We start from the raw sequence: 22,613 nt of genomic DNA on the forward strand, positions 1-22,613 counted from the left end.
CGGTGGCGGGACACAAGCACTTTACAACGTTGGAATAGCCCCGGCAACGGCCAGTTCCGCGGACTGGGAATCGGCCCCTCAGGGGTGCGTGAAGAGGGCTGCGTTCAGAAAGTCGGGGGCGAAGGTGGTTTCGCGGCCCGGCTGTACGGCGCGGAGCTCGAGCGGGGTGAGGGCGCCGAAGATCGTGCGGAGGTCGTCCAGGGAGAACGTCATGCCGCCGTATGTATCGCCGGTCATGACCACGTCGAGGTCGCTGGGCGTCTCCATCCGCTCGGCGGCGAACGCGACGATCCCGAACCGCCCACCGGGCCGCACGAGCGGGAGGACGCGCTGCAGGTACGTGATCCGGCGATGCGGGGCGATGTGGTGAAAGCACCCGGAGTCGTACACCACGTCGTACTCACCGGCCGGCAGCGGATCACGCAGTACGTCGACCGCAGTCAACGTGACCGTGGCGGGCATCGTCGGCCGTAGCGTGTCGAGGAGGTCCGTGGCCAGGTCGATCCCGTCGACGGTCGCGCCCTGCTCGGCGAACCACCGGGTGTTACGGCCCGCACCGCACCCGACGTCGAGAACGCGCGCATTCTCGAGCTCGCCGAGCAGACCTCGCTCGTGCCAATCGACCAGCGGTTCGTCCGGGAGCTGGGTGGCGAGCGGATGCCCGGGTGTGGTCAGCAACCCGGTCCAGTACTCCGCGGCGGAGGCGCTGGAGCGGTCTCCTCGCCCGCTCGAACTCACCACCTGATCGAGCACATCGAGCAACTGGTCAACCGTGAAAATGCGAGGTCCCGTCACCACTGAATTCTACCGGAATCCCCTTTGCGTAGCAGCGTGTTCCGGCCTGATCGACGTACTTTCCCCAGGGCACTGTCAGCGTGTATCCGCTCGACTCGTAGAGGGCGATCGCATCAGGCTGAAGGTCACCTGTGGACAAGCGAAGCGTCGGGTAGCCGGCGGTCCGAGCGGCCTCTTCCAGCCCGGCCAGCAAGGCGCGCGCGTATCCCCGCCCACGTGCGGCCGGGACGACGTACATCCGCTTCACCTCACCGTCGCCGGGATGCTCGCTGCCCGGCCCGAACGCCTGTACGGCGCCACACCCGACGGCACGCCGCGCGTCATCGAGCACCACGAAGTACCGCGCCCCGTCCTTGACCTGCGACCGCCCCTCGACCCCATACTTCGCAACAAGCTCACCGAAGGCCGCCGCCAACAACTCACCCAACTCGAGATCCTCGGCCGACCGCTCCTCCACGATGTGCTTCACCCCCGCATCGTAAAAGCAGATGAGTTCGTACGGCGGCGGGCCATAGGCTGTTGATCGATGCAGCGTTTCTGAAGGTGTAGGTACGTCGTGGCGGGCCCTGGACAGGGTCGGCTCGATGTGACGTGCCTGCGCCGCGCTTCGACTGTTCTGTCGATCGCGAGCCTTCAGGAGCCAACTTGTCCGGCATGGTCATGCCCTGCATCACCGATCACCTCGTCCTGCGCACCATCGACGGCGCGGCCGATCTCCTCATCGAGGAACTGCGAGCGATGGCGTCGATCCATTCGATCCGCCAGGCGTCTGTCGACACCGTCGAGTGTGCGATCGCCGGCTCGCTCGACGAGCTCGCCGCCTGTGCGCTCTACTCGACGGTCGCCCTGCGAGATCCCGGGAAGTCGCTGCAATTCGGCGTACTCGGGACCCTTCCAGAGCCGGTCAAGTTCCGGGTCGGCGTGGACGATCCGGAGCGGCGACGGGAGATGATCAACGCGACCGAGCAACGATTCGGCTGGGTGAACCGGCCGGGCGACTGGGATGTCAACCTCGTCCCTTCCGCCGACGGGTGGATCGCGGAGTTCGGCCCGCTGTCGTGGACGCGCCGGTTCGGTCGTTCGGAACGGTTGCCATGGTCAACCAACTTCGTCGTCGTCGAAGTCCTGGTACGGCTGGCGAAGATCCACCCAACCCACCGAGTCCTGGACCCGTTCTGCGGCACCGGCACCATCCTCCACGCAGTACGCCGCCAACACCCCACCACCCACCTCCTAGGCCTCGACCACAACCCAACCGCCCTCACCCTCGCCACGGGGAACTCTCTCGCCGCCGCGCACTCTCTCGTCACGGCGAACCCCCTCGTGGTCGGTCGCTCGCCCTCGTTTGTTCGGGGTACTGCCGAGGTGCTGCCGGTCGCGTCCGGCTGCGTGGATCGGGTGGTTGCGAATCTCCCGTTCGGCAAGCAGGTCGGTAGCCATCGCGCCAACCGCACGTTGTATCCCGCCGTACTCGACGAGATCCATCGAATCCTCACCGGCGACGGGCGCGCCGTACTCCTCACCGAGGACAAGCGCCTGCTCCTCGAAGCGGTCGAGCGGCGGATCGGGCTGAAGATCGTGCGGCAGCGTCTCCTGAGATACAAAGGCGCGACGCCGACCGCCTACGTCCTTGCGCGGACCCGTCTACCCGGAACCGCCCGGCCGCGATAACATCGCCAAATGGCGATGGATCAGATCGAGGTCGATGAGACGGCTGCGTTGGCGGTGGCCGGCTGTTTGTTCCACGGGTTCAGCGATGCGTCGCGGTTGGCGATCGTTCGGCACCTGGCGCTGGGGGAGCACCGGGTCGTCGACCTGACCGAACACCTCGGACTCGCACAGTCGACGGTCTCCAAGCACCTCGCATGCCTACGTGACTGCGGGCTGGTCGAGTCACGCCCCCAGGGCCGGGCATCAATGTTCAGCCTCTCGCACCCCGAGGCGACGATGAACCTCCTGTCAGCAGCCGAGCGCCTCCTAGGCCTAACCGGCGACGCCGTAGCCCTCTGCCCAAACTACGGCCTGCCACCCGCCGCGACCGCTGTGTCGGGGGTGCGTCATGGGTGAGCCGCTGCAGCTTGGGGCGGCGGGGGCTGCCTGGGTGGTGGATCCTGTTGAGCGCCGCCGGTTGGGGAAGCGGGCGCAGTTGCTGGCCGGCGCATCCGTTGCGTACAACGTGGTTGAGGCGGTTGTTGCGATCACCTCCGGCCTGGTCGCCGGCTCGGTCGCGCTGGTCGGGTTCGGGCTGGACTCGGTCGTCGAGGTCTCCAGCGGCCTGATCATCCTGTGGCAGTTCCGCCACCCATTGCCCGAGTCCCGCGAACGTCAAGCCCTTCGACTATTGGCGTTCTCGTTCTTCGCGCTCGCGGCGTACGTCGGCTTCGAGTCGATCCGCACGCTGTTCACCGGCGCCGATCCCGAGGCATCCCCTGTCGGCATCGGCCTGGCCATCGCCTCGCTCATCGTGATGCCGTTCCTCTCCTGGGCGCAACGCCGTACCGGAAAGGCGCTGGGATCGAACGCCGTCGTCGCAGACTCGACGCAGACGCTCCTGTGCACCTACCTGTCCGCCGTGCTCCTCGTAGGCCTCGTCCTGAACGCCACACTCGGCTGGTCCTGGGCCGACCCGATCGCCGGCCTGATCATCGCCGCCGTCGCAGTACGCGAAGGCATCGAAGCTTGGCAAGGCAAAGGCTGCTGCTCACCCCTCGGCGGGCCCTGCAAAGCCTGAACTCCGGGACAGCGCCGCGGTGACGGCGCGAGGCTGTGGAACTCGATCCGAGAATTGTTCTGGCGGACCCCCAACGCCGCGGCCTCGTTGTTCGTCTAGGTCGGTGAGTGGACGGATGGTGGTGTGGTGGCTGACTGGGAGCGTGCGTTCCGGACGTTGCTGGCTACGCGCGGCGGCGCGCTCCGTAGCTACGCCTACCTGTTGACCGGTGATCCAACGACCGCCGGCGACCTGGTCCAGGAAGCGCTCACGCGGGTATTCGGCCGCCGCCGGATCGGCGAGGACATCGACCAACTCGAGGCGTATGTCCGGCGCGCGATGCTGAACCAGTACGTCGACAGTCGCCGGCGACTCAAGCGGTGGAACGCGACCCGTCATCTCCTGGTCGACGTACCTCACCACGATGACGACCGGCTCGCGGTGGCGGACGAGGTCCGGCGAGGGCTAGCGACCCTTTCGCCGCGGCAGCGGGCGTGTGTTGTTCTGCGCTACTACGAAGACCTGACCGTCGCCGAGATCGCCGACGAACTCGGTTGTGCCGAGGGCACGGTGAAACGACACCTGGCCGACGCAAGGGCGAAGCTCGCCGTGCAGCTCGGCATCACGGAGGAGAGCACGCAATGACTGCCAACGATCTACGAGAAATGCTCCGGGTCACGGCCGCTGAGGGCAGCGACGTCGTTGACCTCGCCGAGGACGCGGTCGTCGAACGCATCCAGCGCCGCCGGATCCGCAGCAGACGACTGGCGGTCGGGGGTGTCGCGGTTGCCGCCGCGGTGGTGGTCGCGGGGACCACCTGGGTCGTCCGCCCCGGCGACGGACACCCGCCGACAGCTAGTGGCGGCCTGCCGCCTCGGATCGTCCAGTCCGACTTGGATAATCCCAGTGGGATGGAGGCGCTTCTCCGAGCCACCTTGACCGTCGACGCGAGCGGGTGCGTTCGGGCTGGTACGGGTCAATCCAGGATCACGCTCGTGTGGCCCCGTGGGTACACCGTCCGGGGAGATGCTCAGTCATTCGAGATCCTCGACGGTCCGAACCATGTCGTCGCGAAGTCCGGCACCCCCCTCGACATCGGCGGCGGTGGTGTCGACAGGTTCAAGGACACGTGGACAGGCCGCGACTGCGTCGGCGGCCCGCTGTGGATGGTCGGCGACATCAGCCCCTCCCGATAGCCGTGCCGCTACAGCCGGCACCAAAGCGCGGCGGCCCTGGGCCCGACCCGTACGCCGGTACACGCCGTGCCGCTGCCAGGGCATGGCGGGGCCGCCGATGCGCTCGAGAATTGCAGGGGACGCGGCGGGGTCAGACTGTGGTGAAGGATGGCGGGCCGGCGCCGGATTCGTTCGTGGTCCGGTCGCCCCAGACCGCGAACCGGGCTGCTTCCGCGCGCGTCTGATCGTCGGCATGCCACCGACTCGGTCTGACGCCGGATGCGCCGGCTGCGGGCACGTCGGTCTCACCCCACGGATCGTCTGCTGGGGTGGAAGTCTGGGGCCTTGGCATGCCCGTGGGTCGTTCACCCGGCGGCTCGTGTGCCCGGGATGCGTCATCCGATGATCTGCGTGAACGGGGTGGTGGATCGGCCCATTGGGGGCGGGTTACGTGGACTTCGCCGTTGGTGATGGTGATGGTCCAGTGGCCGTTGTGCAGGTCGGTGTGGTGGCGGCGACAGACCAGGGCGAGATTCTCGACCTTGGTCTCACCGCCGTCGATCCAGGAGATCAGGTGATGCGCGTCGCACATGACCGGCGGCGCGTTACAGATCACGCAGCCGCGGTCGCGTGTGTTCAGGGCGCGGCGGATGGCCTTGGTGACGAGGCGTTCGCGGCGGCCGACGTCCAGGGGTTCGGAGTTGGAGCCGAGCACGATCGGGATGACGTTCGCGTCGCAGGCAAGCCGGCGGATGGTGGCGGCGGACAGGCCGTTGCTGTGGACGGTGTGTCCGATCGCGTCCGCGGTGGCCGCCTTGAGGTCCTGGAAGTCGATGGTGACGGTGAGGTTCGCTTTCGCGCCGAACCCAGGCACCGTCTCCACGACCCCACCCCGCGAACCACCCACGCCATCACACGCATGGCGAGCTACCGCGCCGTCCGCGCCGTTGTCTTGACCGTTGTCCGGCTCGCTCCGTGTCTTCGCAGCTGACGTACCTGAGTCGCCGTCGCCCGGCGTGGTCGGGCGTGGCGTGGTGGGGCGGGGGATGGTGGGTGAGGGGGTGCCTGCGTCTAGGGCGGTGGCGGCCAGGGTCAGTGTGGTGGTGAGGGCGTCGGCTTGGCGCTTCTCGCGGGAGCGCGGGTCACGCTCGCCATCGACGGTCTTGTGCGGGCGGGCACCGGTGAAGATGAGCGTCCGGAACAGCTCGGCGTTCTCGTTGGCCAGAAACCCGGTGAACTTCACCCCCCGATCGGCCGTCTTCAAGGTCAAGGTCTCACGGGCAGCGGCCTTGTGCTCTTCGGGTTCGGGGCCGTCGGTGTCGAGGATGTCGCGGGATTGTTCGGCAGCCTTGCGGAGATCGGCGGGTGCCAGGTGGCGGGCGAGGCGGACGAGTTCTTGTTCGGCGAACTCGAGGTCGTCGACCGGTACGGTTGTCGGGACCTTCTCCAGGGCGGTCACGATTGCCTCGGCCTGTGCCGGGCGCAGCAGCACCTGGGGAGTCTCTGGGCCGGGGAGCGCTGCGGAGACCGCGGAGTACTTGGGGAGGGCGCGGGCCAGGCGGACGTCGCGGTACGCGCGGACGTGGTCCAGGCGATAGCGGAACTCCACGTACTGGACCATGTCACGGGCACCGACCCGTTCGGCGTACCCAGACCTGTCCATCGCCCCGACGATCCGCAACCGACGGGTCTCCACCCGGGCCAGGTCAGCGTCGCACTGGTCGAGGGCGTGGGCCAGTTCGGCGTCGCTCATCAACTCAGGCGGTCTGTCCATGTAGTAAAGCCTAGACACCGCCACCGACAGTTTTCAAAGCCGGAACCCCTTATTTTCAAGGGATTCTGTTATCCACAGCCGGAACCTCCTGTGGATATTGCCGAGGGCAACAAAATCACAAACCGAGGAGCCGGGCGCCGTTCGCCCAGCAGACCGCGCGTAGCCAGTCGTCGCCTAGGTTCAGTGAGCCCAGTGACGTGAGTTGGACGGCGTATTCGTAGGGGATGTTGGGGAAGTCGGAGCCGAGGACGATGCGGTCCTGGAGGTCGGCCAGGCGGGGCACCAGGTCGCGGGGGAAGGGCATGAGGGACTCGGTGAAGGGGGTCAGGGCCATCGTCGTGTCGAGGTGGACGTTCGGGTACGACGTGAGTGCGAGATGCTCGGCGTACTCCGGCATTCCGAGGTGGGCGATCACCGCAGTCAACCGGGGATGCCGTCGCAGTACCTCGCCCATCGGCCCGGGACCGGTGTGCCGGCCGGGGATCGGGCCGGAGCCGCAGTGGATGACGACCGGTACGGCGGCTTCGGCCAGCTGGCCCCACACGTCGTCGAGTTCGCCGGAGCGGGGGTCGTAGTCGCCGACCTGGACATGCACCTTGAAGATCCGCGTCCCCAACTCCAGCGCCTCGCGGACATACGCAGCCGCTGAAGGCTCGGGGAAGAACGTCCCGCTCGCCACACACCCAGGTGTCACCGCCGCGAAGTCCCGCGCCCACGCGTTCAACGAGGCGGCCATGCCGGGCTTGTGGGGGTAGACGAGCGCCGGAAACGCCCGCACCCCCAACGAATCCAGCGTTTTCAGCCGCTCCTCGACCGAGGTCCGGTAGGCGATCGGCCACTCGGTTCCGTAATGCTCGGAGGCTTGGTCGAAGTACGCCCAGACCGCGTTCATCATCCGGTCCGGCAGGAAATGCACATGCACATCCACCAGCCCGTCGAGCCCGAGCCGCCGCCACCAGGTCGGCACATCTGCGTCACGCACGCCTCTAGCCTGCCTGATCGGCCACCCAGAGGTCGGTGAGGCCCTTGAAGTGGGCCATGAACTTCTCCTGTTCGTGGACCGGGTACGTCGCGGCGACCGTCTCCTGGAGTATGCGGGCGAAGTCGGGGCCGGCTACCCAGTCCCGGACCCGCAGGTCGAAGTCGCCCAGGTGGGCGGCGCACCACTCGTGGTACTTCGCGGTTTCGAAGTGCTCGTCCGCGAGGGCCAGGTACGCGTTCAGCTTCGCCTCGTAGTCCAACGAAGAGTCGTCCGCGATCTCGAAGTACCGCTCCGTGTGCAGATCCACCGACGAACGTCGACCGGTCGCCAGGCAGAAGACCGACCACTTCACCAACGCACTCAGCGCCCACGGGAAGTAGTAGTGCAGTGACGTGACCGCAACGTCCGGGCAGGCGTTGGCGTAGTCGATCGGGTGTACCGAGTCACCCTTGACCAGCATCTCGCAGGAGTTGAACTCCCAGCCGAAGAACGCGTTCACGATCCGGCTGATCGCGACCGCCTCGTGGCCGGCGGCGGGGCTGAGGAAGTCGTGCGAGACGGCGTACCGGTTGTGCATCGGCTCGTCCGGGCGGAAGTCCATCACCATCGTCTCGGCGCCGATCGACAGGGCCCGCGCGAACTTGTCGTACTCGATCGTCGCCTGCAGGTGCATCAGCATCTCGCCGGACTCGTCGTACGCGCGGTGCAGATCGTCACGATCCCCGATCCGCGAGACGCCCCGCCAGCCGCCGCCGTCGAACGGCTTCATGTAGAGCGGGTAGCCGAGGTCGTCGGCGATCGCGTCCAGGTCGAACGGCCGGTTGTACGTCGACGACGTGTACGCCCAGCGCACGTTGTCGACCGGGTTCTTGTACGGCACCAGCACGGTCCGCGGGATCTTCAGGCCGAGCCGGAGCATCGCGCAGTACGCCGAATGCTTCTCCATGGCCTGGAACGTGAACGGGGAGTTCAGCAGGTACGTGCCGTTCATGAGCGCGGCCTTCTTCAGCCACTCGCGTGGGTGGTAGTACCAGTACGCGAGCCGGTCGATCACCAGCCCGACGCGCACCGGATCGTTCAGGTCGAACGGCTCGATGGTGAGCCGCCGGGACCCGAACTCGTGCTCGTGCCCGTCGATCGTCACCGGCCCGACCCGCTGCAGCAACGCCTCGAACGCCTGCGGCCAGTCCTCCTCGGCGCCCAGCAACAACCCGATCAAATGCCTTGAGCGGTCAGACACAGAAACTCCTACGAGGTCGGAGAACGAAAGGAAGGAAAGCGGAGAGGAGGGGGACTCCTAACAGAATCGGGGCAGCTGATGGGCGAGCTGTTGCCGCCACCAGGGCCAGTCGTGTGCTACGTCGTACCCCCACATGTCCAGCTCATGCGGGATGCCCTTCTCGGTCAGCACAGCATCAGTCGCGCGGGCCGACGGCAGCGAGCCGGTCGGGTTGGTCTCCCAGTCACCCTGACCCACTGTGAGCACGATGAACAGCCGCCTGCGCAAATAGTCGAGATGGTCGCCCGACAGGTTGGGCAGGTAGTCGGCCGGGTTGTTGAAGTACGTCGCGTCGCCGCGCTCGCCCCACGCGTGCCAACTGGCCGCGTCGTAGTTGCCGGACTGACAGATCGCGACCGGGAACAGGTCGGCCCGTTTGAACGCGAAGTTCAGCGCGTGGAACGCACCGAGGCTGCAGCCGGTGGTGATGATGTCGCTGACGCCCGGCGAGTCCGACCCGATCGTCGGCACCACCTGGTTCACGATCCAGGACTCGTACAGCTTGTGCCGGCGGGCCCGGTCCTCGAGCTGGATACTGCGGTCCGACCAGCTCACATGGTCGTAGGAGTCGACGCAGTACAGCTTGACCCGGCCGTCCTCGATCAGCGAGGCGACCGCGTCGACCATGCCGTTGTTCTCGTAGTCCCAGGCGCGTCCCTGCTCGCTCGGGAAGACCAGCACCGGGCGGCCGAAATGGCCGTACCGGATCAGCGTTCCGCGGCGGTCAAGCCCCGGCGCCTCCAACTCGACCTGCTCCCGTTCCATCAGCCCCACCCCAGGTCCGTCGAAGTAGCTCCGTCAGCTCAGGATCCAGCACATCCCGCCAGGCTGTGAAGTTGTGCATGTCCGGAGTTTCGTCGAGTACGACGTCCAGCCCGAGTTCGGCGAGCCGTGCGGCCATCACCCGGTTGTTGTGCACGTTCTCCTCGGTCGTCCCCGCGGTGATCCCGACGGGCGGCGTACTCGGCGCCGTGGTTGCCGCCAGCACCTGCGCGACGAACCCGGTCACCTCGGCGAAGAACTCGAACTTCGACTCCTGCGGGTCGGTCTCCGGCGTGAAGAACGACCCGGACTGCAGGAACAGCCCGGAAAACGTGTTCGGAAAGTTCCATTCCGCGTGCAGCGCCGCGAGCGCCCCCAGACTCGCGCCCATCATCACTGGCCGCCGACTCTGGTACTGCGCCCGCACGGCCGGTACGACGTACTGCGTCAAAGACAGGGCGTACTGCGGATTCGCGGCGTACCAGAGGTTGCGGGCGGTCGGCTCGATCAGGGCCAGCCGGAACGGCGGCAGCGCGGATCTGGCGACCATCGCGCCGGCGTACTGCGCCAGACCGGCGTACGCGGCGAACTCCGGACCGTCGTGGGCGAGCAGGAGAGGCAGCTCGAACGAGGGTGCGATGCCTTCCGGCGCCCAGACCTGTACGTGGACCTGTCCGACCGGGGACTCGACCGTCATCGAGGTCAGCGTCGACGGGATTGGCTGCACGGTGAGCCACTCGGGCTCGACGTACCCGGGCAACGGCAGCCAGGAGTGGTGCCCGAACGCTCCGTCGACGGTCCGTGGATTGGTCGGATCGGTCCGCGTGCCGAGGCTCGCGATGTCGAACAGATACTCCATCCGGTGCACCGACGGCCGCGGCAGGCGCAGCTCCCAGCCGTAGTCGACCGGCTTGAACTCGAGCAGCTCGGCCGGCAGACCGAGCTCCTGCCACAACCGAACGCCCGTGAACGCATGCGCAGCGTCACCGAGGCGGAACACCACCTCGGCCCCTTCGACCGCGCTCACCAAACCGGACATCCAATCAAGGTACCGGCGGAAATACTGACAAGGGCTGTCAGTGATGCCGTTCTATCGTAGGAAGGTGGTCGATCTCACCGATATCCGCGAAATCACCGCGGACCTCCCGCGCAGCTACGAGGTACTGGTCCGGGACCGGATCAAGTTCCGCGTCGGCCAGATCGTCTATCTGGCGGTCGCGGCCGACGAGCAGACCATCGGCCTCGGCTTCCCGCGCGAGGAACGCGCCGCGGCCCTCGCCGCCGAGCCCGACAAGTTCCTCCCGCCGCGCCCGTCCGACGAACGCTTCCAGTGGATCGAGCTCAACCTGGCGGCCGTCGAGTACGACGAACTCCGCGAGCTGATCCTCGACGCCTGGGCGCTGTGCGTCCCGAAGAAGGTTCGCGCCGAGTACTTCGGAACCTAGCCGGAGGTCACGACGACGGGCGTGTCCTTGCTGCCGATCAGGCCGAGGAGCGCTACGGCCTCCGCCTCGATCGCTTCCTGTTCGGCGGCGGTGACCGGGCCGTGGGCGGTGACCCGCAGACTCGGGTCCGCGCCGCGGTGATGACGCCAGTCGGCCGCGTAGTCGCCGTCGATCAGGACGGTGCCCATCGCGGCGCCGTTGCCGGGCGGCAGCGGTACCTGCCGTCCGGCCGGGTTCACTCGCCGCCGATCCGCGTGCGACAGCAGCAGATTGTCGAACTCCGGAAGGAACCGCACCGGCGCGGGCGTCTCAGCGTCAGGCAACGGACCGTCCGGTACGTCGAACAGTTCGGCCCCGTTCTCGTCGGCGTACACGCGCAACCCGGGCCGGAGCCGGTCCAGGACCTCACGCAATCTCGTCAGCCCCGACCACATCTGGACGTCGGCCGCACTCGCCGGACCGAACACCGCCAGGTACCGCCGGACGAGCGCGTCGATCGAAGGATCCGTCACCTGCGGTCGACCGAGCCAGCTCTCGATCGTCTGCAGCGCGGCCGGACCGGTCTCGCCCCAGACACCGCGCGGTGTCACCTGCACGCTGCCGGTCAGGTAGCTGACGGCGTACGCCATCGCGTTCGCGTCCCAGTCCGGCCAGCGCTCACCGAGCACGTCGCGCAGCCGGCTCCGGCTGTACGGCTCGCGGCTCAGCAATTCCGTGCCGAAGGCAACGATCGCGTCGAGGTCGGCCCCGGCCAGTTGCTTGCCGAACGCGCCGCGGAACCCGCGGTCCGCGACCGGGTGCACGAGCGGCCGCATCAGCAGGCAGTCCTCGGCCGTGACGAGATGGATCGTGGAGCGCAACAGCGAAGCGCGAACGGCCTGGCGTGAAGTCATCAGCGCGGACAGGTCGGCCGGGTCGAAGCCCTCGAGCCTCGACCACAGCGCGACGTACGGCGCCAGCGGGGCCTGCGCCTGCAGACCCACCAGCCGCTCGATCAACTCGGCGACCGTGCCGCTCTCCCGGCGCAGCAACTGCTGCCGCTGGAGGAGAGCACGGTTCAGTTCACGACGGCTGAGCACGCGGACCGGGGTCGAGGCGTTCATCGGCCAAGCGTACGGAAGAAGGCGCGCACGTCCTCGACCAGCAGATCGCCGCACTCCATCGCGGGGAAGTGACCGCCCTCGGTGAAGTCCGTCCAGTGCCCGATCTGCTGCTCCGGATCGGCGATGCGGCGAACGACCGGGCTACTGTTGAAGACGGCCCATCCGGCCGGCACCGACGACTTGGCGCCCCATCCGAGATCGGAGTGCGCGGCCTCGTACAGGAACCGGGCAGCGCTCGCCCCCGCGCGGCAGAACCAGTAGATGCTGACCAGTGTCAGCAGCTGGTCACGGTCCACCGACTCCTCGGGCGATTTGGCCGGATCCGTCCACAGCTGGAACTTCTCCGCGATCCAGGCGAGCTGCGCCACCGGGGAGTCGGTGAGGGCTGCCGCGATCGTGTCCGGCGTGTGGTTCTGCAGATCCAGATAGCCACGTCCCGCCTGCCAGGCAGCCTTGGCCTCCTGGACGACCGCGAGATCCTGCTCGTCGAGGTCGTCCGGCAGCGGTACGAACTCCCCGGCCAGGGCGAGCGTGCCCCGGTCACTGTTGATGTGCGTCCCGATCACGCGGTCGGGCACGGTCGCGCCCAGGTGCCCGGTGATACCGGCGCCGATGTCGCCGCCCTGCGCGGCGAATCGCTCGTAACCGAGCCGCGTCATCAGCTCGGCGAACGCGGCGGTGGTCCGTCCCAGCTCCCAGCCGCCGCTGGACAACGGCGTCGAGAACCCGAACCCCGGCAAGGACGGTACGACGACGTGGAAGGCGTCGGCGGCCTGGCCACCGTGGGCGACCGGATCCGAGAGCGGCCCGAGCAGGCGGAGGAACTCGACCGCCGATCCGGGATAGCCGTGGGTGATCAGCAGCGGCATCGCGTCCGGCTCGGGTGACCGGACGTGGAAGAAGTGGATGACCTGCCCGTCGATCTCGGTCGTGTACTGCGGATAGCGGTTGAGCTCCTGCTCGGCCTTCCGCCAGTCGTACGACGTACGCCAGTACTCGGCCAGGTCGAGCAGGTAGCCGCCGGGGATCCCGCGGCTCCAGTCGTCGGCGTCTCCCGGGACCGGACGCGGCCGGCGGGTGTGTTCGAGCCGGAACCTCAGGTCGGCCAGGTCGGCCTCGTCGATGTCGATCTGAAACGGGCGGATCTCCTGTGTGTTGGTCATACTTCGACCGTAGAAGCCATTGCGGAAGACTTTCTTCCGCAATGTCGGCCATCCTGGAGAAATGCTGAACACGTCGGCTCGCCTGCTCCGGTTGCTGTCGCTGCTCCAGGCCCGCGCGCTGTGGGCCGGACCCGAGTTGGCCGAGCGGCTCGGAGTGACCACCCGTACGATCCGCACCGACGTCGACCGGCTACGGCAGCTCGGCTATCCGGTGGAGGCCGCGCCCGGACTCGCCGGTGGCTACCGGCTGGGGGCAGGTGCTGCGTTGCCGCCGTTGCTGCTGGACGACGACGAGGCGGTGGCGGTCGCGATCGGCCTGCGCACGGCCGCCAACGGAGGAGTGGAGGGCATCGGCGAGACGTCGATCCGTGCGCTCGCCAAACTGGAGCAGGTCCTGCCGCCACGCCTGCGCCATCGGGTGAGCGCGCTGCAGTCGGCGACTCTCGCCGTACCGGGCACCGGGCCGAAGGTCGATGCCGACGTGATGATCGCGATCGCGGCCGCGATCCGCTCCGAGCACCGGCTGCGCTTCGACTACGCGAGCTACGACGGGCGGGCCAGCAGCCGGGAGGTCGAGCCGCACCGGCTGGTCGTCATGGGACGCCGGTGGTACCTGATCGCCTGGGATCCGGAGCGCGACGACTGGCGGACGTTCCGGGCCGATCGGATCACGCCGAAGATCCCCGGCGGCCCGCGGTTCACACCCCGGGAGCTGCCGGAGGCCGAGGTCGCCGCCAGGTTGCAGCGCGGCGTCGGCACCGCGACCTGGCGGTACTACGCCCGCGTGCTGCTGCACGCACCGGCCGCCGACGTCCGCGCCAAGCTCCCGCTGCCCGTCGAGATCGAGGAACTCGGTCCGGACCGCTGCCAGATCAGGGTCGGCTCCGACACCCCGCACATGCTCACGCTCTACCTCGGTCTGCTGGACGTGGACTTCGAGGTCATCGACGCGCCGGAGCTGTCGGCCGCCCTCACCGCACTGGCCGACCGGCTGCACCGCGCGGCCGGGCCGGTTGGCCGTTCGGATGCCCCTGGCAACGACCAGTCATCCTCAGGTAGTAGACCAGAACCATCCTGACGGCCGATGGGTGGCGACGCTTCGCGAGCAACTCTTGAAGCATGACTGGGGACTTCCTACCCCGGCGCCAGAAGGCGTCGGTGCTGAGCCAAGCTGTGACCGTTGTGATTCTGCTTGCCGTAGTGGCGGTCGGGGTCGTGCTGTTTACCTAGGAATCCCAGCGCACATCCGCTTCGCCCGGCCGGACGACTCCGGCCTCGTAGGCGACCACGACGGCCTGGACCCGGCTGGAGAGGCCGAGCTTCGACAGGACCGAGCTCACGTGGGTCTTGACCGTGGTTTCGCTGACGAACAGCTTGGTCGCGAGGTCGCGGTTGGACAGCCCGCGAGCCATCCAGACCAGGATCTCGCGCTCACGTTCGCTGAGGTGTGACAGCAGCCCGGCCCACCGCGCATCCGGTTGCGCCGGCGTGCTGATCGCCGTACCGCCGTCGACCTGACGCTCCAGTTCCATGCAGCGCTCGAGCAGGACGCGGGTCGAGGCCGGATCGACGAGCGAGTCGCCGCGGTGAACCGCCCGTACCGCGGACACCAGGAGGTCCGGATCCGTGTCCTTCAAGAGGAACCCGGACGCTCCCGCACGGACCGCGGCCAGTACATACGCCTCGTCGTCGAACGTCGTCAGCACCAGTACGGCGGGACGCGCCCGGCCCGCCTCCCGGTTGGCGGTCGTGATCCGCTCGGTGGCCACCAGCCCGTCCATCACCGGCATCCGGATGTCCATCAGGACGACGTCCGGGTCGTGCTGCTCGATCAGCCGGAGCGCCTCCTCGCCGTTCTCGGCCTGCGCGACCGTGGTCAGGTCCGGCTCGTGGTCGAGGATCATCGCCAGGCCCATCCGGATCACCCCCTGGTCGTCGGCAACCAGGATCCGGATCGGCTCGCTCACTTCTGCGGCGGCAGCCATGCCTGCACTCTCCATCCACCCAAGGGGCCGGCCGCGACGGCGAGGGTGCCGCCGACCGCTGTGGCCCGTTCCCGCATCCCGATCAGTCCGTTGCCGCGGCCGCTCTCCTTGCGGCGCGCGGTCTCCAGCACGTTCACGGGCGGCGGCCCGCCGTTGCCGTTGTCGTCGATGGTCAGCAGCTCGCCCTGCGGTCCACTTTGCCAGGTCACCCGCGCCGCGCTGGCCTTGGCATGCACCATCACGTTCGTCAGCGCCTCCTGGATGATCCGCACCGCGGTCAGGTCGGTCGCCGACGTCAGCTGCCGCTGCCGTGGCGGCAGCTCCATCGTCACGTCGATCCCGACCGCCTTCAGTCGCTCACCCATCCGCGCCACGTCGGCCAGGTCCGGCACCGGCGCAGTGCCGCCGCCGGATCCGGTGTCGCCGGCGATCTGCGGCGACGCGGTGTTCAGCACCCGCACCGTCTCCCGCATCGCGGTCAGCGCTTCCTTGCCGCTGGCAATGATCCAGCGGATCGCCTCCCGCAGTACTTCGGGTCGCTCGTCGGCCACCCGGTCCGCCGCCTGCGCCCGGATCACGACCGCGCTCACGTGGTGCGAGATCACGTCGTGCAGGTCGCGGGCGATCCGGGTGCGCTCCGCGACCGCGGCGCGCTCCGCCTCGACCGCCCGCAGCCGGACCAGTTCGGCGTTCCGCTGCTCGAGCAGGGCCACCGACTTCCGGCGCCGGCGCGCGTCCGCACCGAGCAGGACCATCCCGCAGATCAGTGCCTCCGCGAACACGAACAGTGACACGTCGATGTACGAGTACAGGCTCGGCACATCCCGCGGGAGGCTCTGGTACCGATCGCCCCGCAGGATGTCGCGGTTGACATGACTGAGGACGATCGCAACCACGGCCGGCAGCCCGATCATCAACCCGGCCAGGCTGCCCATCGTGAAGAACAGACACGTGAACCGCCGTACGCCGGCCGACGCCGCCAGGTACCCGACGACGAGCAGCGGGACCAGGTGGATCTCCGACTGCAGCGCCGCGTCGCTGATCTCGGGCTGACCGAACATCGTGAGCCCGAGCTGCGCCGCCAGGCCGGTGCCGGCCGCGGCGTACAGGAACGGGTACAGCACCGAGACGACCAGGAGCATAGTTCGCGGGATCCGCCGGACGAGGGCGACCGTGGCGACCAGGAAGACGCCCGTGACGACCGAGACGGCTGGGTTGTGCGGACGCAGACCGGTGCCGTTGATGAGGTTCAGCACGACGAACCAGACCAGCCCGATGAACGCCGCGAGCAGCACATCCTGCTGCCCCTGCGACAATCGGCGCCAGACACTCATCATGTCGCCCAGCGTAGTCAGCCTGTGTTTGCCAAAGCTTCATCTGCCCGGAGGGGCACGCTCTCCAACTTTTGGAGGAGGCTCGGCGTCCGAACTGATACTCAGGGGCTACAGATGGGACGTGAGAACGGTCCCTGGGACCGATGTGCCGCCCACCCGGATCCGAGAGGCTGTACCCCATGAGCAACGACCTGCCGTCGCGCCCAAGCAATCAGGCGCGGACGCGGTTGCTGTCCGTGATCGGTGTGGTCGGGGTCGGTGCTGTCGCCGGAGCGCTGCTGCTGTGGCACGCGCAGGTCGGCGAGGTACTCGGCCTGGGTGCGGACAAGGAGCCGGTGGTGTCGACCGTCGGCGCGCCCGCGATCGGTGCACCGCCCACCACCACGAGGCTGGTGACCCCGACGCCGTCCCGCCGTACGACGAAGACCCCGTCGACTCCTCCCGAGACCACGGCGACTCCCACCAAGAAGGCGACCCAGAAAAAGACCCAGCAGCCGACTCTGGTATCGGGTGAGGAGAGCATCGACGGCCTCTCGCCGAAGCTGAAGTCGAGGCTGACGAAGGCGATCGCGGCCGCGAAGGCGGACGGCGTCCGGATCAGCATCACCTCCGGCCGGCGCAGCGCGGCGAAGCAGCAGCGGCTGCTGAACGAGGCGATCAAGAAGTACGGGTCGTACAAGCTGGCGACGCGCTGGGTGCTGCCGCCGAAGTACTCCGCCCACGTGCAGGGCAAGGCCGTGGACATCGGTCCGGCGGCCGCGATGACGTGGCTGAACAAGAACGGCTGGCGGTACGGCGTATGCCGCCGGTACGACAACGAACCCTGGCACTTCGAGGCGCTCACAACGCCCGGCAAGAAGTGCCCGCCGCGGGAACCGCACGCGGTGGCCAAGGCAGATTGATCACAAGGGGGAAACCGAGATGACCATGACCTACGCACAGCCCCTCACCCGGCGCTACACCCGCGCCCGGCTCGCCGTACCCGCCTTGTGGCGCCAGGTGATTCGGACCAGCGACAGGGCCGAGCGCACGACCACCGAGCCGGACCGCTCCGCGCATACGCAGCTGGAGATCTACGACGGCGTACTGGCCGCGTTCGAGCGTCGCGACGAGGTGACAGCGGTACTGCGGGCATCCGCGGACCGTGCGACCGCCGTACGACGTCTGCGCGAGGAGTTCGCCCTCAGCCACCTGCAGGCGACCGCTCTGATCGACTTGCCGCTCACCACCGAGTGCCGCGACCGCATCGCCCACCGCGCCGAAGAGCTCCGCACCGCCCTCGCACGCTGACCCCGCATCCTCCGCGCGAGCCGCACTCGGTGGTGGCGGCTCGCGTGGACCTGCGGAGTTTGCGTGCCGTGGGGAGGATGGAGGGGTGATCACGATGGAGCAGGCCGGACGACTGCGCAAGGCCGGGGTGCTGTGGACACCGGCGGCCGGGGATCGTTTCGTCGTACCGGACCGAGATATGGACGATGACGTGTTCGTGGTGAGCGACATGACCGTCGAGGTGCACGACTACCAGGGCAGCAAGGTGATCGGCTTCAACGGCACCACCGAGTGGGCCCTGGACAGCATCGAGCAACGCGAAGTCATCTGGCTCCCGCGCGAGGAGCAGCTCCGCGCTCTCCTCGGCTCGCACTTCCAGTCCCTCGAAGCCACCTCCGACGGCTACCGAGTCACCCTCACCAGCAGCACCCACACCTCCGCCGACGCCGAACAGGCGTACGCAGACGCCGTCATCCACTTGCTCGGCGCTTAGGGCGTTGCCCGCCAGTACTGCTTCTTGTCCTTGTCCTTGACGCTGTAGCCGAGGTTGGCCAGGTCCGTGCGGAGTTCCCGCAGGTCGGCCTTGCCCTTGTCGCCTTGGTCGAAGGCCTTGGACCGAGCCCTGAGGAGCGCGTTCGCCGCGGGCGAGAGGTCCGGGTCGGCCTCGACCCAGCGGCGGAACTCGGACTCGTGCGGGTCGCCGGAATCCGACCACGGGTAGCCGTGGGCGCGGAACGCCGCCGGGATCTGCTTCGCCTCGGACTTCAGCTGGTCGTGCTTCTCCCGGGCCAGCTCGCGGGACGCCGCATCCTGGAGGACGATCTCCTTCCCGTCCAGGAACGCCACCGCGACCTTCACCCGCGGCACCGTCACGGTCTTCTGGTTCTTCAGGAACTCGACCGACTGGCTGGTGATCGTCACCTTCAAGGTGTCGTCGAGCGCCATCCCGGCCAGCAGTACGCCGGCCACCAGCCCGACGGCCACGCAGATCACCACGACCCACCAGCTGTCCCACTCGGCGATCAGCGTCAGCGGGCCCTGGAACGGCACCCACTGCCGCCCGGCCGCCCAGTCGGCGATCCGCGGCAGGAAGAACCCGAGCACCAGCCCGGCCAGCGGCAGCCCGCCGAACAGCAACGTCTTGTCCGCGGCGGAGTGGCCGATCACCGTGCGATCCGCAGTCGTAGACCCCATGCTCCGAACGTAGCGTGACGGCCTGAAACTAAAGTATCGACCGACGGCAACCGAAGGAGCCACGTGACGGACGGGATCTGGCTGCGCTTCCTCAGCGGCCCCGACATCGACGAGTTGGGGCTGACCAGGCTGGAGATCGTGGACGCCGTGGAGGATGCGGTCCGCGAGCACGGCGAGGGCCGGACGAGCTTCGAGCCGCGCATGCACCTGATGCCGAACAACGGCGGGATCGGCCACTTCAACGTGCTCCGCGGGCACCTCGACGGCCTCGGTGAGCACGGGGTCAGCGGCGTGAAGGTGGTCGGCGACTTCGTCCCGAACTACCAGAAGGGCCTGCCCAGCGAGCTCGCGATGGCGACCCTCTTCGATCCGACCACCGGCGTACCGCTCGCGGTCCTGGACGCGACGATGATCACCGCGGCCCGTACCGGCGCGATGACGACCGTCGGCGCCCGCCACCTGGCCCGCCGGGACAGCAAGATCCTCGCGCACGCCGGCGCCCGCGGTACGGCGTGGTGGAACGTGACGATGCTCGACGACCTCCTCGACCTCGACGAGATCCGGGTGACGTCGCGGCGGCCGGAGTCCCGCGAGAAGTTCGCGTCGGAGCTCTCCGCAGAGCTGACCACGCCGGTCCGGGTGTGCGCAACGGCGGAGGAGGCCTTCGACGGTGCCGACGTACTCGTCGAGGCGACCCGTCTCACCGAGCCCGAGCCGCTGTTGCGGACGGCGGCGGTCCGGCCGGGCGCGTTCGTCGTACCGTACGGGACGATCTCGGCGGTCGAGCTCGATCTGCTCGACGTGATCGACAAGGTGGTCGTGGACGACTGGCGGGAGGCGCAGTCCGGGCGGTTCGGGTCGCTGCGCCGGCACGTGGACAGCGGGCGGCTGTCGCCCGAGACGCTGTACGCCGAGGTCGGGGAGATCGTCGCGGGCCGCAAACCCGGCCGCGAGAACGACGCCGAACGCAACCTCTTCTGGCATCGCGGCCTGTCCCTGCTGGACGTCGCGATCGCCCACCTGATCCTCCGCCGAGCCGAAGCCACCGATGCCGGCACCATGCTCCGCTTCCACTGATGATCGTCAACGACCCCAGTGATTTGGACCCGGCCAGCCCGGAGCAGATCGAGCTCGCACCTGCTCTCCTCGACCGTCTGGCCGCGACCCGCGCCGCCGCTCTCGACACCCTCCGCTCGGGCCAACCGGTGTACGGCGTCAACACCGGCATGGGCAACCTGAGCAAGGTCCGCCTGACGGAAGACGAGCAGCGGGTCCATCAACGCAACCTCCTACTAGGCAGAGCCGTCGGCGGCCCACCCTGGCTCCCACCCGACGAATCCCGCGCCGTCCTCATCGGCCGCCTCAAAACCTTCCTCACCGGCGATGCGGCCGTATCGGTAGAACTGACCCACCAGCTGGTTGCCCTCATCAACAACGGCCCGCTGCCGAACATCCCCGCCGAAGGTGCCGGCTCCGCAGGTGAGATCATCCCGCTCGCGCACGCCTTCGCCTCCCTGGACCCAGGACCCAAGGAAGGCATCGCCTTACTGGCAGGCATCCCCGGCGCGACCGGCCGAGCCGCCCTCCACGCAACCAGAACGCACCGGCTGGCGGACCACCTCACCACCATCGCAGCCGGGGCGATCGCAGTCGTCGCCGCCAACCGGGATCCGTATCAGCCTCACGCGGCGCGCGGCGACGACGTGCTGGGCGCCGAGCTCGCAAGGCTTCGAGAGCTGGCAGGTCCCGAGCCGGATCCGCGGAGCCTGCAGGCACCGGTCTCGTTCCGGGTCGCGGGGCACGTGAACGCTCACCTTCGGCGCACCCTGCAGCACCTGGATGACGCGGTGGAGAGAGCATTCACGGGTGTGACGGACTCCCCGGCGTACCTCGACGGCGAGTTCGTCGGGACCGCCGGCTTTCACGGGATCGATCTCGCCGCGCACTGCGATCACCTGACAACCGCACTGGCGCATGCCGCGGAGGTGTCAGCGGCGCGATTGCACCGCCTGCTCGACCCCAACGTCACCGGCCTCACCGCTCAACTCGCCCGCGAACCAGGTCCGCAAGCCGGTCTGGTCGCCGTCCACAAACGCGCGGTCGCGACCACCCACCAGCTCCGCCGCCTGACGTTGCCCACGGCAATCAGTACGGCGGAGACGTCCAACGGTCAGGAAGACGTGCAGACGTTCTCCTGGGAAGCCGTCGGCAACCTCGGCGAAGCGATCCGCCTGACCCGCGAGACGACCGCCTGCGAGCTGCTCGCCGTACGGCAGGCCTTCGCGCTCTCGGCCCGCGAGATCCCGCCAGGTCTTCACGACGTCATGCGGGCGGTCGACGCCGTCGTACCTCCGATCGACGCGGACCGCCCGTTCGGCAAGGACCTGACCAGGCTCCTGACCGACGTGCTCTAGCTAGCCCTTCCCGGCCAGCGCGTTCTTCAGCATCGGGACCAGCTTCGGCAGCGCGTACTTGATCCCGAGCGGTCCGCCGATCGACATCGCGCTGGAGAACTCACCGCTCGGCGTCGCCGTGTTGATCACCGGCGCGCCGCCCCAGTACGCGACATGCCCTGCCTTCACCGCCGGCAGCGCGTTCCAGACCTTGTCGTTGACGACCGCGGGATCGAGCTTTCCGGCGCCGTCCAGCGCGGCCATGAAGATCACGTCGGCGTTCAGCTTCGGAGTCAGTTCCGGCGAGATCTTCACGTAGAAGTCGCCGTTCTCCATCGCGTCGATCTGCGGGTTCGTCTTGAACCCGAGCGAGGTGAGCAGCCGCATCCGCGGGTCGGACGGCAGCCAGGCGTTCAGGCTGTTCGCCGAGTACACGCCCGCGGTGATGACCTTGCCGGCGAATTCCGGATTCGCCTTCGCGGTGTCGGTCAGCAGCGTCTCGGTGTCCTTCACGACCTGCTCGCCCGCACTCGCCGTACCGGTCGCCTTCGCGATCTCGCGGACCTGGTCCTGCCACGGCACGCCGTACACGTTCTTGGTCCCGGCCGGCGCCGCGATCGTCGGTGCGATCGCGTTCAGAGTGTCGAACTCCTTCTTGTCGTTGATGGTGTTGACGTAGACGATCAGATCCGGCTTGAGCGCGGCGATCTCCTCGAACTTGGGCTGGTAGGCCTGGATCAGCTTCGGAGCCGGCCGGTCGCCGAGCGCGGACTTCACCCAGCCGCGCACCTGCGTGTCACCGAACCAGTCGGCGCCCCCGACCGGGACCACGCCGAGCGCGATGGCCGCCTCCAGGTCGCCGCCGCCGAGCGTCACCACCCGTTGGGGCTTGGCCTTGATCGTGGTCGAGCCGTACAGGTGATCGATCGTCACCGGGAATCCGGCGGTGTCGCCGGTGCTCGCGGCGGACTTCTGGGTGTCGTCCTGGCTGCACGCGGCAAGGACGGTGCCCAGAGCGAGAGCGGCGATCGCGACAGTCGCGACGGACCGGATACGGGACAAAGCCATGGCGGATGGTTCCTCCGAAGGGCGTCAGATGTAGGTAAGCCTAACCTGACTAAGACCCGCGTCCGCGAGATGGTTGATCGAAAAAGCCAGCCGACACGCAGATCGTGGCGAAGCCGCAAGTAGCCTGCGGCGGGTCTGTGTCGTTGGCCTGGTGCGGGGGATCGGCGTCGGTGAGTGGAGGA

Annotated in this window: 25 protein-coding genes; 12 read left to right on the forward strand and 13 right to left on the reverse strand. The window is 68.2% G+C overall.

Annotation, left to right across the window (positions count from 1 at the left end):
* Positions 1-78: 78 nt before the first annotated feature.
* Both ACLJOO_RS22825 and ACLJOO_RS22830 read right to left on the reverse strand, forming a co-directional pair.
* Entirely contained in the window at positions 79-795 is a 717-nt protein-coding gene (locus ACLJOO_RS22825) for a class I SAM-dependent methyltransferase (RefSeq protein WP_410789305.1), read from the reverse strand.
* The gene (locus ACLJOO_RS22830) at positions 767-1,264 is read right to left on the reverse strand and encodes a GNAT family N-acetyltransferase (protein WP_410789306.1); all 498 of its coding nucleotides are present in this window, start codon (positions 1,262-1,264) and stop codon (positions 767-769) included. Before ACLJOO_RS22830 ends, ACLJOO_RS22825 begins: the two co-directional genes overlap by 29 nt.
* A 185-nt stretch (positions 1,265-1,449) precedes the next feature.
* Here ACLJOO_RS22830 and ACLJOO_RS22835 point away from each other — a divergent pair, with 185 nt between their 5' ends.
* The 5 genes from ACLJOO_RS22835 to ACLJOO_RS22855 all read left to right on the forward strand — a co-directional run bounded on the left by ACLJOO_RS22835 (position 1,450) and on the right by ACLJOO_RS22855 (position 4,701).
* Entirely contained in the window at positions 1,450-2,466 is a 1,017-nt protein-coding gene (locus ACLJOO_RS22835; RefSeq protein WP_410789307.1) for a TRM11 family SAM-dependent methyltransferase, read from the forward strand.
* A gap of 9 nt (positions 2,467-2,475) precedes the next feature.
* Positions 2,476-2,862 carry an ArsR/SmtB family transcription factor gene (locus ACLJOO_RS22840; protein WP_410789308.1) on the forward strand — a complete coding sequence of 129 codons (387 nt, stop codon included), beginning with the start codon at positions 2,476-2,478 and terminating at the stop codon, positions 2,860-2,862.
* Complete coding sequence (locus ACLJOO_RS22845) at positions 2,855-3,526, forward strand: cation diffusion facilitator family transporter (protein ID WP_410789309.1); 672 nt, start codon at positions 2,855-2,857, stop codon at positions 3,524-3,526. Before ACLJOO_RS22840 ends, ACLJOO_RS22845 begins: the two co-directional genes overlap by 8 nt.
* Before the next feature lie 126 nt (positions 3,527-3,652).
* Positions 3,653-4,150, forward strand: a complete 498-nt coding sequence (locus ACLJOO_RS22850; RefSeq protein ID WP_410789310.1) for a SigE family RNA polymerase sigma factor — start codon at positions 3,653-3,655, stop codon at positions 4,148-4,150.
* Positions 4,147-4,701 (forward strand): hypothetical protein, encoded by a 555-nt coding sequence (locus tag ACLJOO_RS22855; RefSeq protein ID WP_410789311.1) that lies wholly within the window; start codon positions 4,147-4,149, stop codon positions 4,699-4,701. Before ACLJOO_RS22850 ends, ACLJOO_RS22855 begins: the two co-directional genes overlap by 4 nt.
* 130 nt (positions 4,702-4,831) lie before the next feature.
* Here ACLJOO_RS22855 and ACLJOO_RS22860 read toward each other — a convergent pair whose 3' ends face one another.
* From ACLJOO_RS22860 to ACLJOO_RS22880, 5 genes are all read right to left on the reverse strand, one after another.
* Complete coding sequence (locus ACLJOO_RS22860; protein WP_410789312.1) at positions 4,832-6,454, reverse strand: DUF222 domain-containing protein; 1,623 nt, start codon at positions 6,452-6,454, stop codon at positions 4,832-4,834.
* A 115-nt stretch (positions 6,455-6,569) separates the two neighbouring features.
* The gene (locus ACLJOO_RS22865) at positions 6,570-7,436 is read right to left on the reverse strand and encodes an amidohydrolase family protein (protein WP_410789313.1); all 867 of its coding nucleotides are present in this window, start codon (positions 7,434-7,436) and stop codon (positions 6,570-6,572) included.
* 4 nt (positions 7,437-7,440) lie between these two features.
* Positions 7,441-8,676, reverse strand: a complete 1,236-nt coding sequence (locus ACLJOO_RS22870) for a RimK family alpha-L-glutamate ligase (protein ID WP_410789314.1) — start codon at positions 8,674-8,676, stop codon at positions 7,441-7,443.
* Between the two features lie 57 nt (positions 8,677-8,733).
* Positions 8,734-9,480, reverse strand: a complete 747-nt coding sequence (locus ACLJOO_RS22875; protein ID WP_410789315.1) for an esterase family protein — start codon at positions 9,478-9,480, stop codon at positions 8,734-8,736.
* Positions 9,440-10,516, reverse strand: a complete 1,077-nt coding sequence (locus ACLJOO_RS22880) for an alpha/beta hydrolase (RefSeq protein WP_410789316.1) — start codon at positions 10,514-10,516, stop codon at positions 9,440-9,442. Before ACLJOO_RS22880 ends, ACLJOO_RS22875 begins: the two co-directional genes overlap by 41 nt.
* Positions 10,517-10,580: 64 nt before the next feature.
* Between ACLJOO_RS22880 and ACLJOO_RS22885 the strand changes: the two genes are divergently transcribed.
* Positions 10,581-10,922, forward strand: a complete 342-nt coding sequence (locus ACLJOO_RS22885) for an MmcQ/YjbR family DNA-binding protein (protein ID WP_410789317.1) — start codon at positions 10,581-10,583, stop codon at positions 10,920-10,922.
* Here ACLJOO_RS22885 and ACLJOO_RS22890 read toward each other — a convergent pair.
* Together ACLJOO_RS22890 and ACLJOO_RS22895 are read right to left on the reverse strand one after the other, a co-directional pair.
* Positions 10,919-12,025 (reverse strand): winged helix DNA-binding domain-containing protein, encoded by a 1,107-nt coding sequence (locus ACLJOO_RS22890; RefSeq protein ID WP_410789318.1) that lies wholly within the window; start codon positions 12,023-12,025, stop codon positions 10,919-10,921. The genes ACLJOO_RS22885 and ACLJOO_RS22890 overlap by 4 nt on opposite strands.
* Positions 12,022-13,188, reverse strand: a complete 1,167-nt coding sequence (locus ACLJOO_RS22895) for an epoxide hydrolase family protein (RefSeq protein WP_410789319.1) — start codon at positions 13,186-13,188, stop codon at positions 12,022-12,024. The genes ACLJOO_RS22890 and ACLJOO_RS22895 overlap by 4 nt, the downstream gene beginning before the upstream one ends.
* Positions 13,189-13,249: 61 nt before the next feature.
* On the opposite strand from ACLJOO_RS22895, the gene ACLJOO_RS22900 reads away from it, so the two are divergent.
* Positions 13,250-14,266, forward strand: a complete 1,017-nt coding sequence (locus tag ACLJOO_RS22900; RefSeq protein WP_410789320.1) for a helix-turn-helix transcriptional regulator — start codon at positions 13,250-13,252, stop codon at positions 14,264-14,266.
* A 148-nt stretch (positions 14,267-14,414) separates the two neighbouring features.
* Here ACLJOO_RS22900 and ACLJOO_RS22905 read toward each other — a convergent pair whose 3' ends face one another.
* Positions 14,415-15,155: a response regulator gene (locus ACLJOO_RS22905; protein ID WP_165546714.1), complete on the reverse strand. Its 741-nt coding sequence runs from the start codon at positions 15,153-15,155 to the stop codon at positions 14,415-14,417.
* Positions 15,152-16,510 carry a sensor histidine kinase gene (locus ACLJOO_RS22910; RefSeq protein WP_410789321.1) on the reverse strand — a complete coding sequence of 453 codons (1,359 nt, stop codon included), beginning with the start codon at positions 16,508-16,510 and terminating at the stop codon, positions 15,152-15,154. The genes ACLJOO_RS22905 and ACLJOO_RS22910 overlap by 4 nt, the downstream gene beginning before the upstream one ends.
* A 176-nt stretch (positions 16,511-16,686) precedes the next feature.
* Between ACLJOO_RS22910 and ACLJOO_RS22915 the strand changes: the two genes are divergently transcribed.
* From ACLJOO_RS22915 to ACLJOO_RS22925, 3 genes are all read left to right on the forward strand, one after another.
* On the forward strand, positions 16,687-17,409 hold the full coding sequence (locus ACLJOO_RS22915; RefSeq protein WP_410789322.1) for a M15 family metallopeptidase: 723 nt from the start codon (positions 16,687-16,689) through the stop codon (positions 17,407-17,409).
* 19 nt (positions 17,410-17,428) lie between these two features.
* Complete coding sequence (locus ACLJOO_RS22920) at positions 17,429-17,797, forward strand: hypothetical protein (RefSeq protein WP_410789323.1); 369 nt, start codon at positions 17,429-17,431, stop codon at positions 17,795-17,797.
* A 94-nt stretch (positions 17,798-17,891) separates the two neighbouring features.
* A complete protein-coding gene (locus tag ACLJOO_RS22925; RefSeq protein ID WP_410789953.1) occupies positions 17,892-18,269 on the forward strand; it encodes a pilus assembly protein CpaE in 378 nt (125 codons plus the stop codon).
* On the opposite strand, the gene ACLJOO_RS22930 is transcribed toward ACLJOO_RS22925, so the two are convergent.
* Positions 18,266-18,970: a hypothetical protein gene (locus tag ACLJOO_RS22930; RefSeq protein ID WP_410789324.1), complete on the reverse strand. Its 705-nt coding sequence runs from the start codon at positions 18,968-18,970 to the stop codon at positions 18,266-18,268. The two genes, ACLJOO_RS22925 and ACLJOO_RS22930, sit on opposite strands and share 4 nt — an antisense overlap.
* A gap of 63 nt (positions 18,971-19,033) precedes the next feature.
* Here ACLJOO_RS22930 and ACLJOO_RS22935 point away from each other — a divergent pair, with 63 nt between their 5' ends.
* Together ACLJOO_RS22935 and ACLJOO_RS22940 are read left to right on the forward strand one after the other, a co-directional pair.
* Positions 19,034-20,047 (forward strand): ornithine cyclodeaminase family protein, encoded by a 1,014-nt coding sequence (locus tag ACLJOO_RS22935; protein ID WP_410789325.1) that lies wholly within the window; start codon positions 19,034-19,036, stop codon positions 20,045-20,047.
* Positions 20,047-21,384, forward strand: coding sequence for an aromatic amino acid lyase (locus tag ACLJOO_RS22940; protein WP_410789326.1), 1,338 nt, complete (start codon positions 20,047-20,049; stop codon positions 21,382-21,384). Before ACLJOO_RS22935 ends, ACLJOO_RS22940 begins: the two co-directional genes overlap by 1 nt.
* Here ACLJOO_RS22940 and ACLJOO_RS22945 read toward each other — a convergent pair whose 3' ends face one another.
* A complete protein-coding gene (locus ACLJOO_RS22945) occupies positions 21,385-22,431 on the reverse strand; it encodes an iron-siderophore ABC transporter substrate-binding protein (protein ID WP_410789327.1) in 1,047 nt (348 codons plus the stop codon).
* Between the last annotated feature and the right edge of the window lie 182 nt (positions 22,432-22,613).

Source organism: Kribbella sp. C-35 (genome assembly GCF_046549195.1).
GTDB lineage: Bacteria > Actinomycetota > Actinomycetes > Propionibacteriales > Kribbellaceae > Kribbella.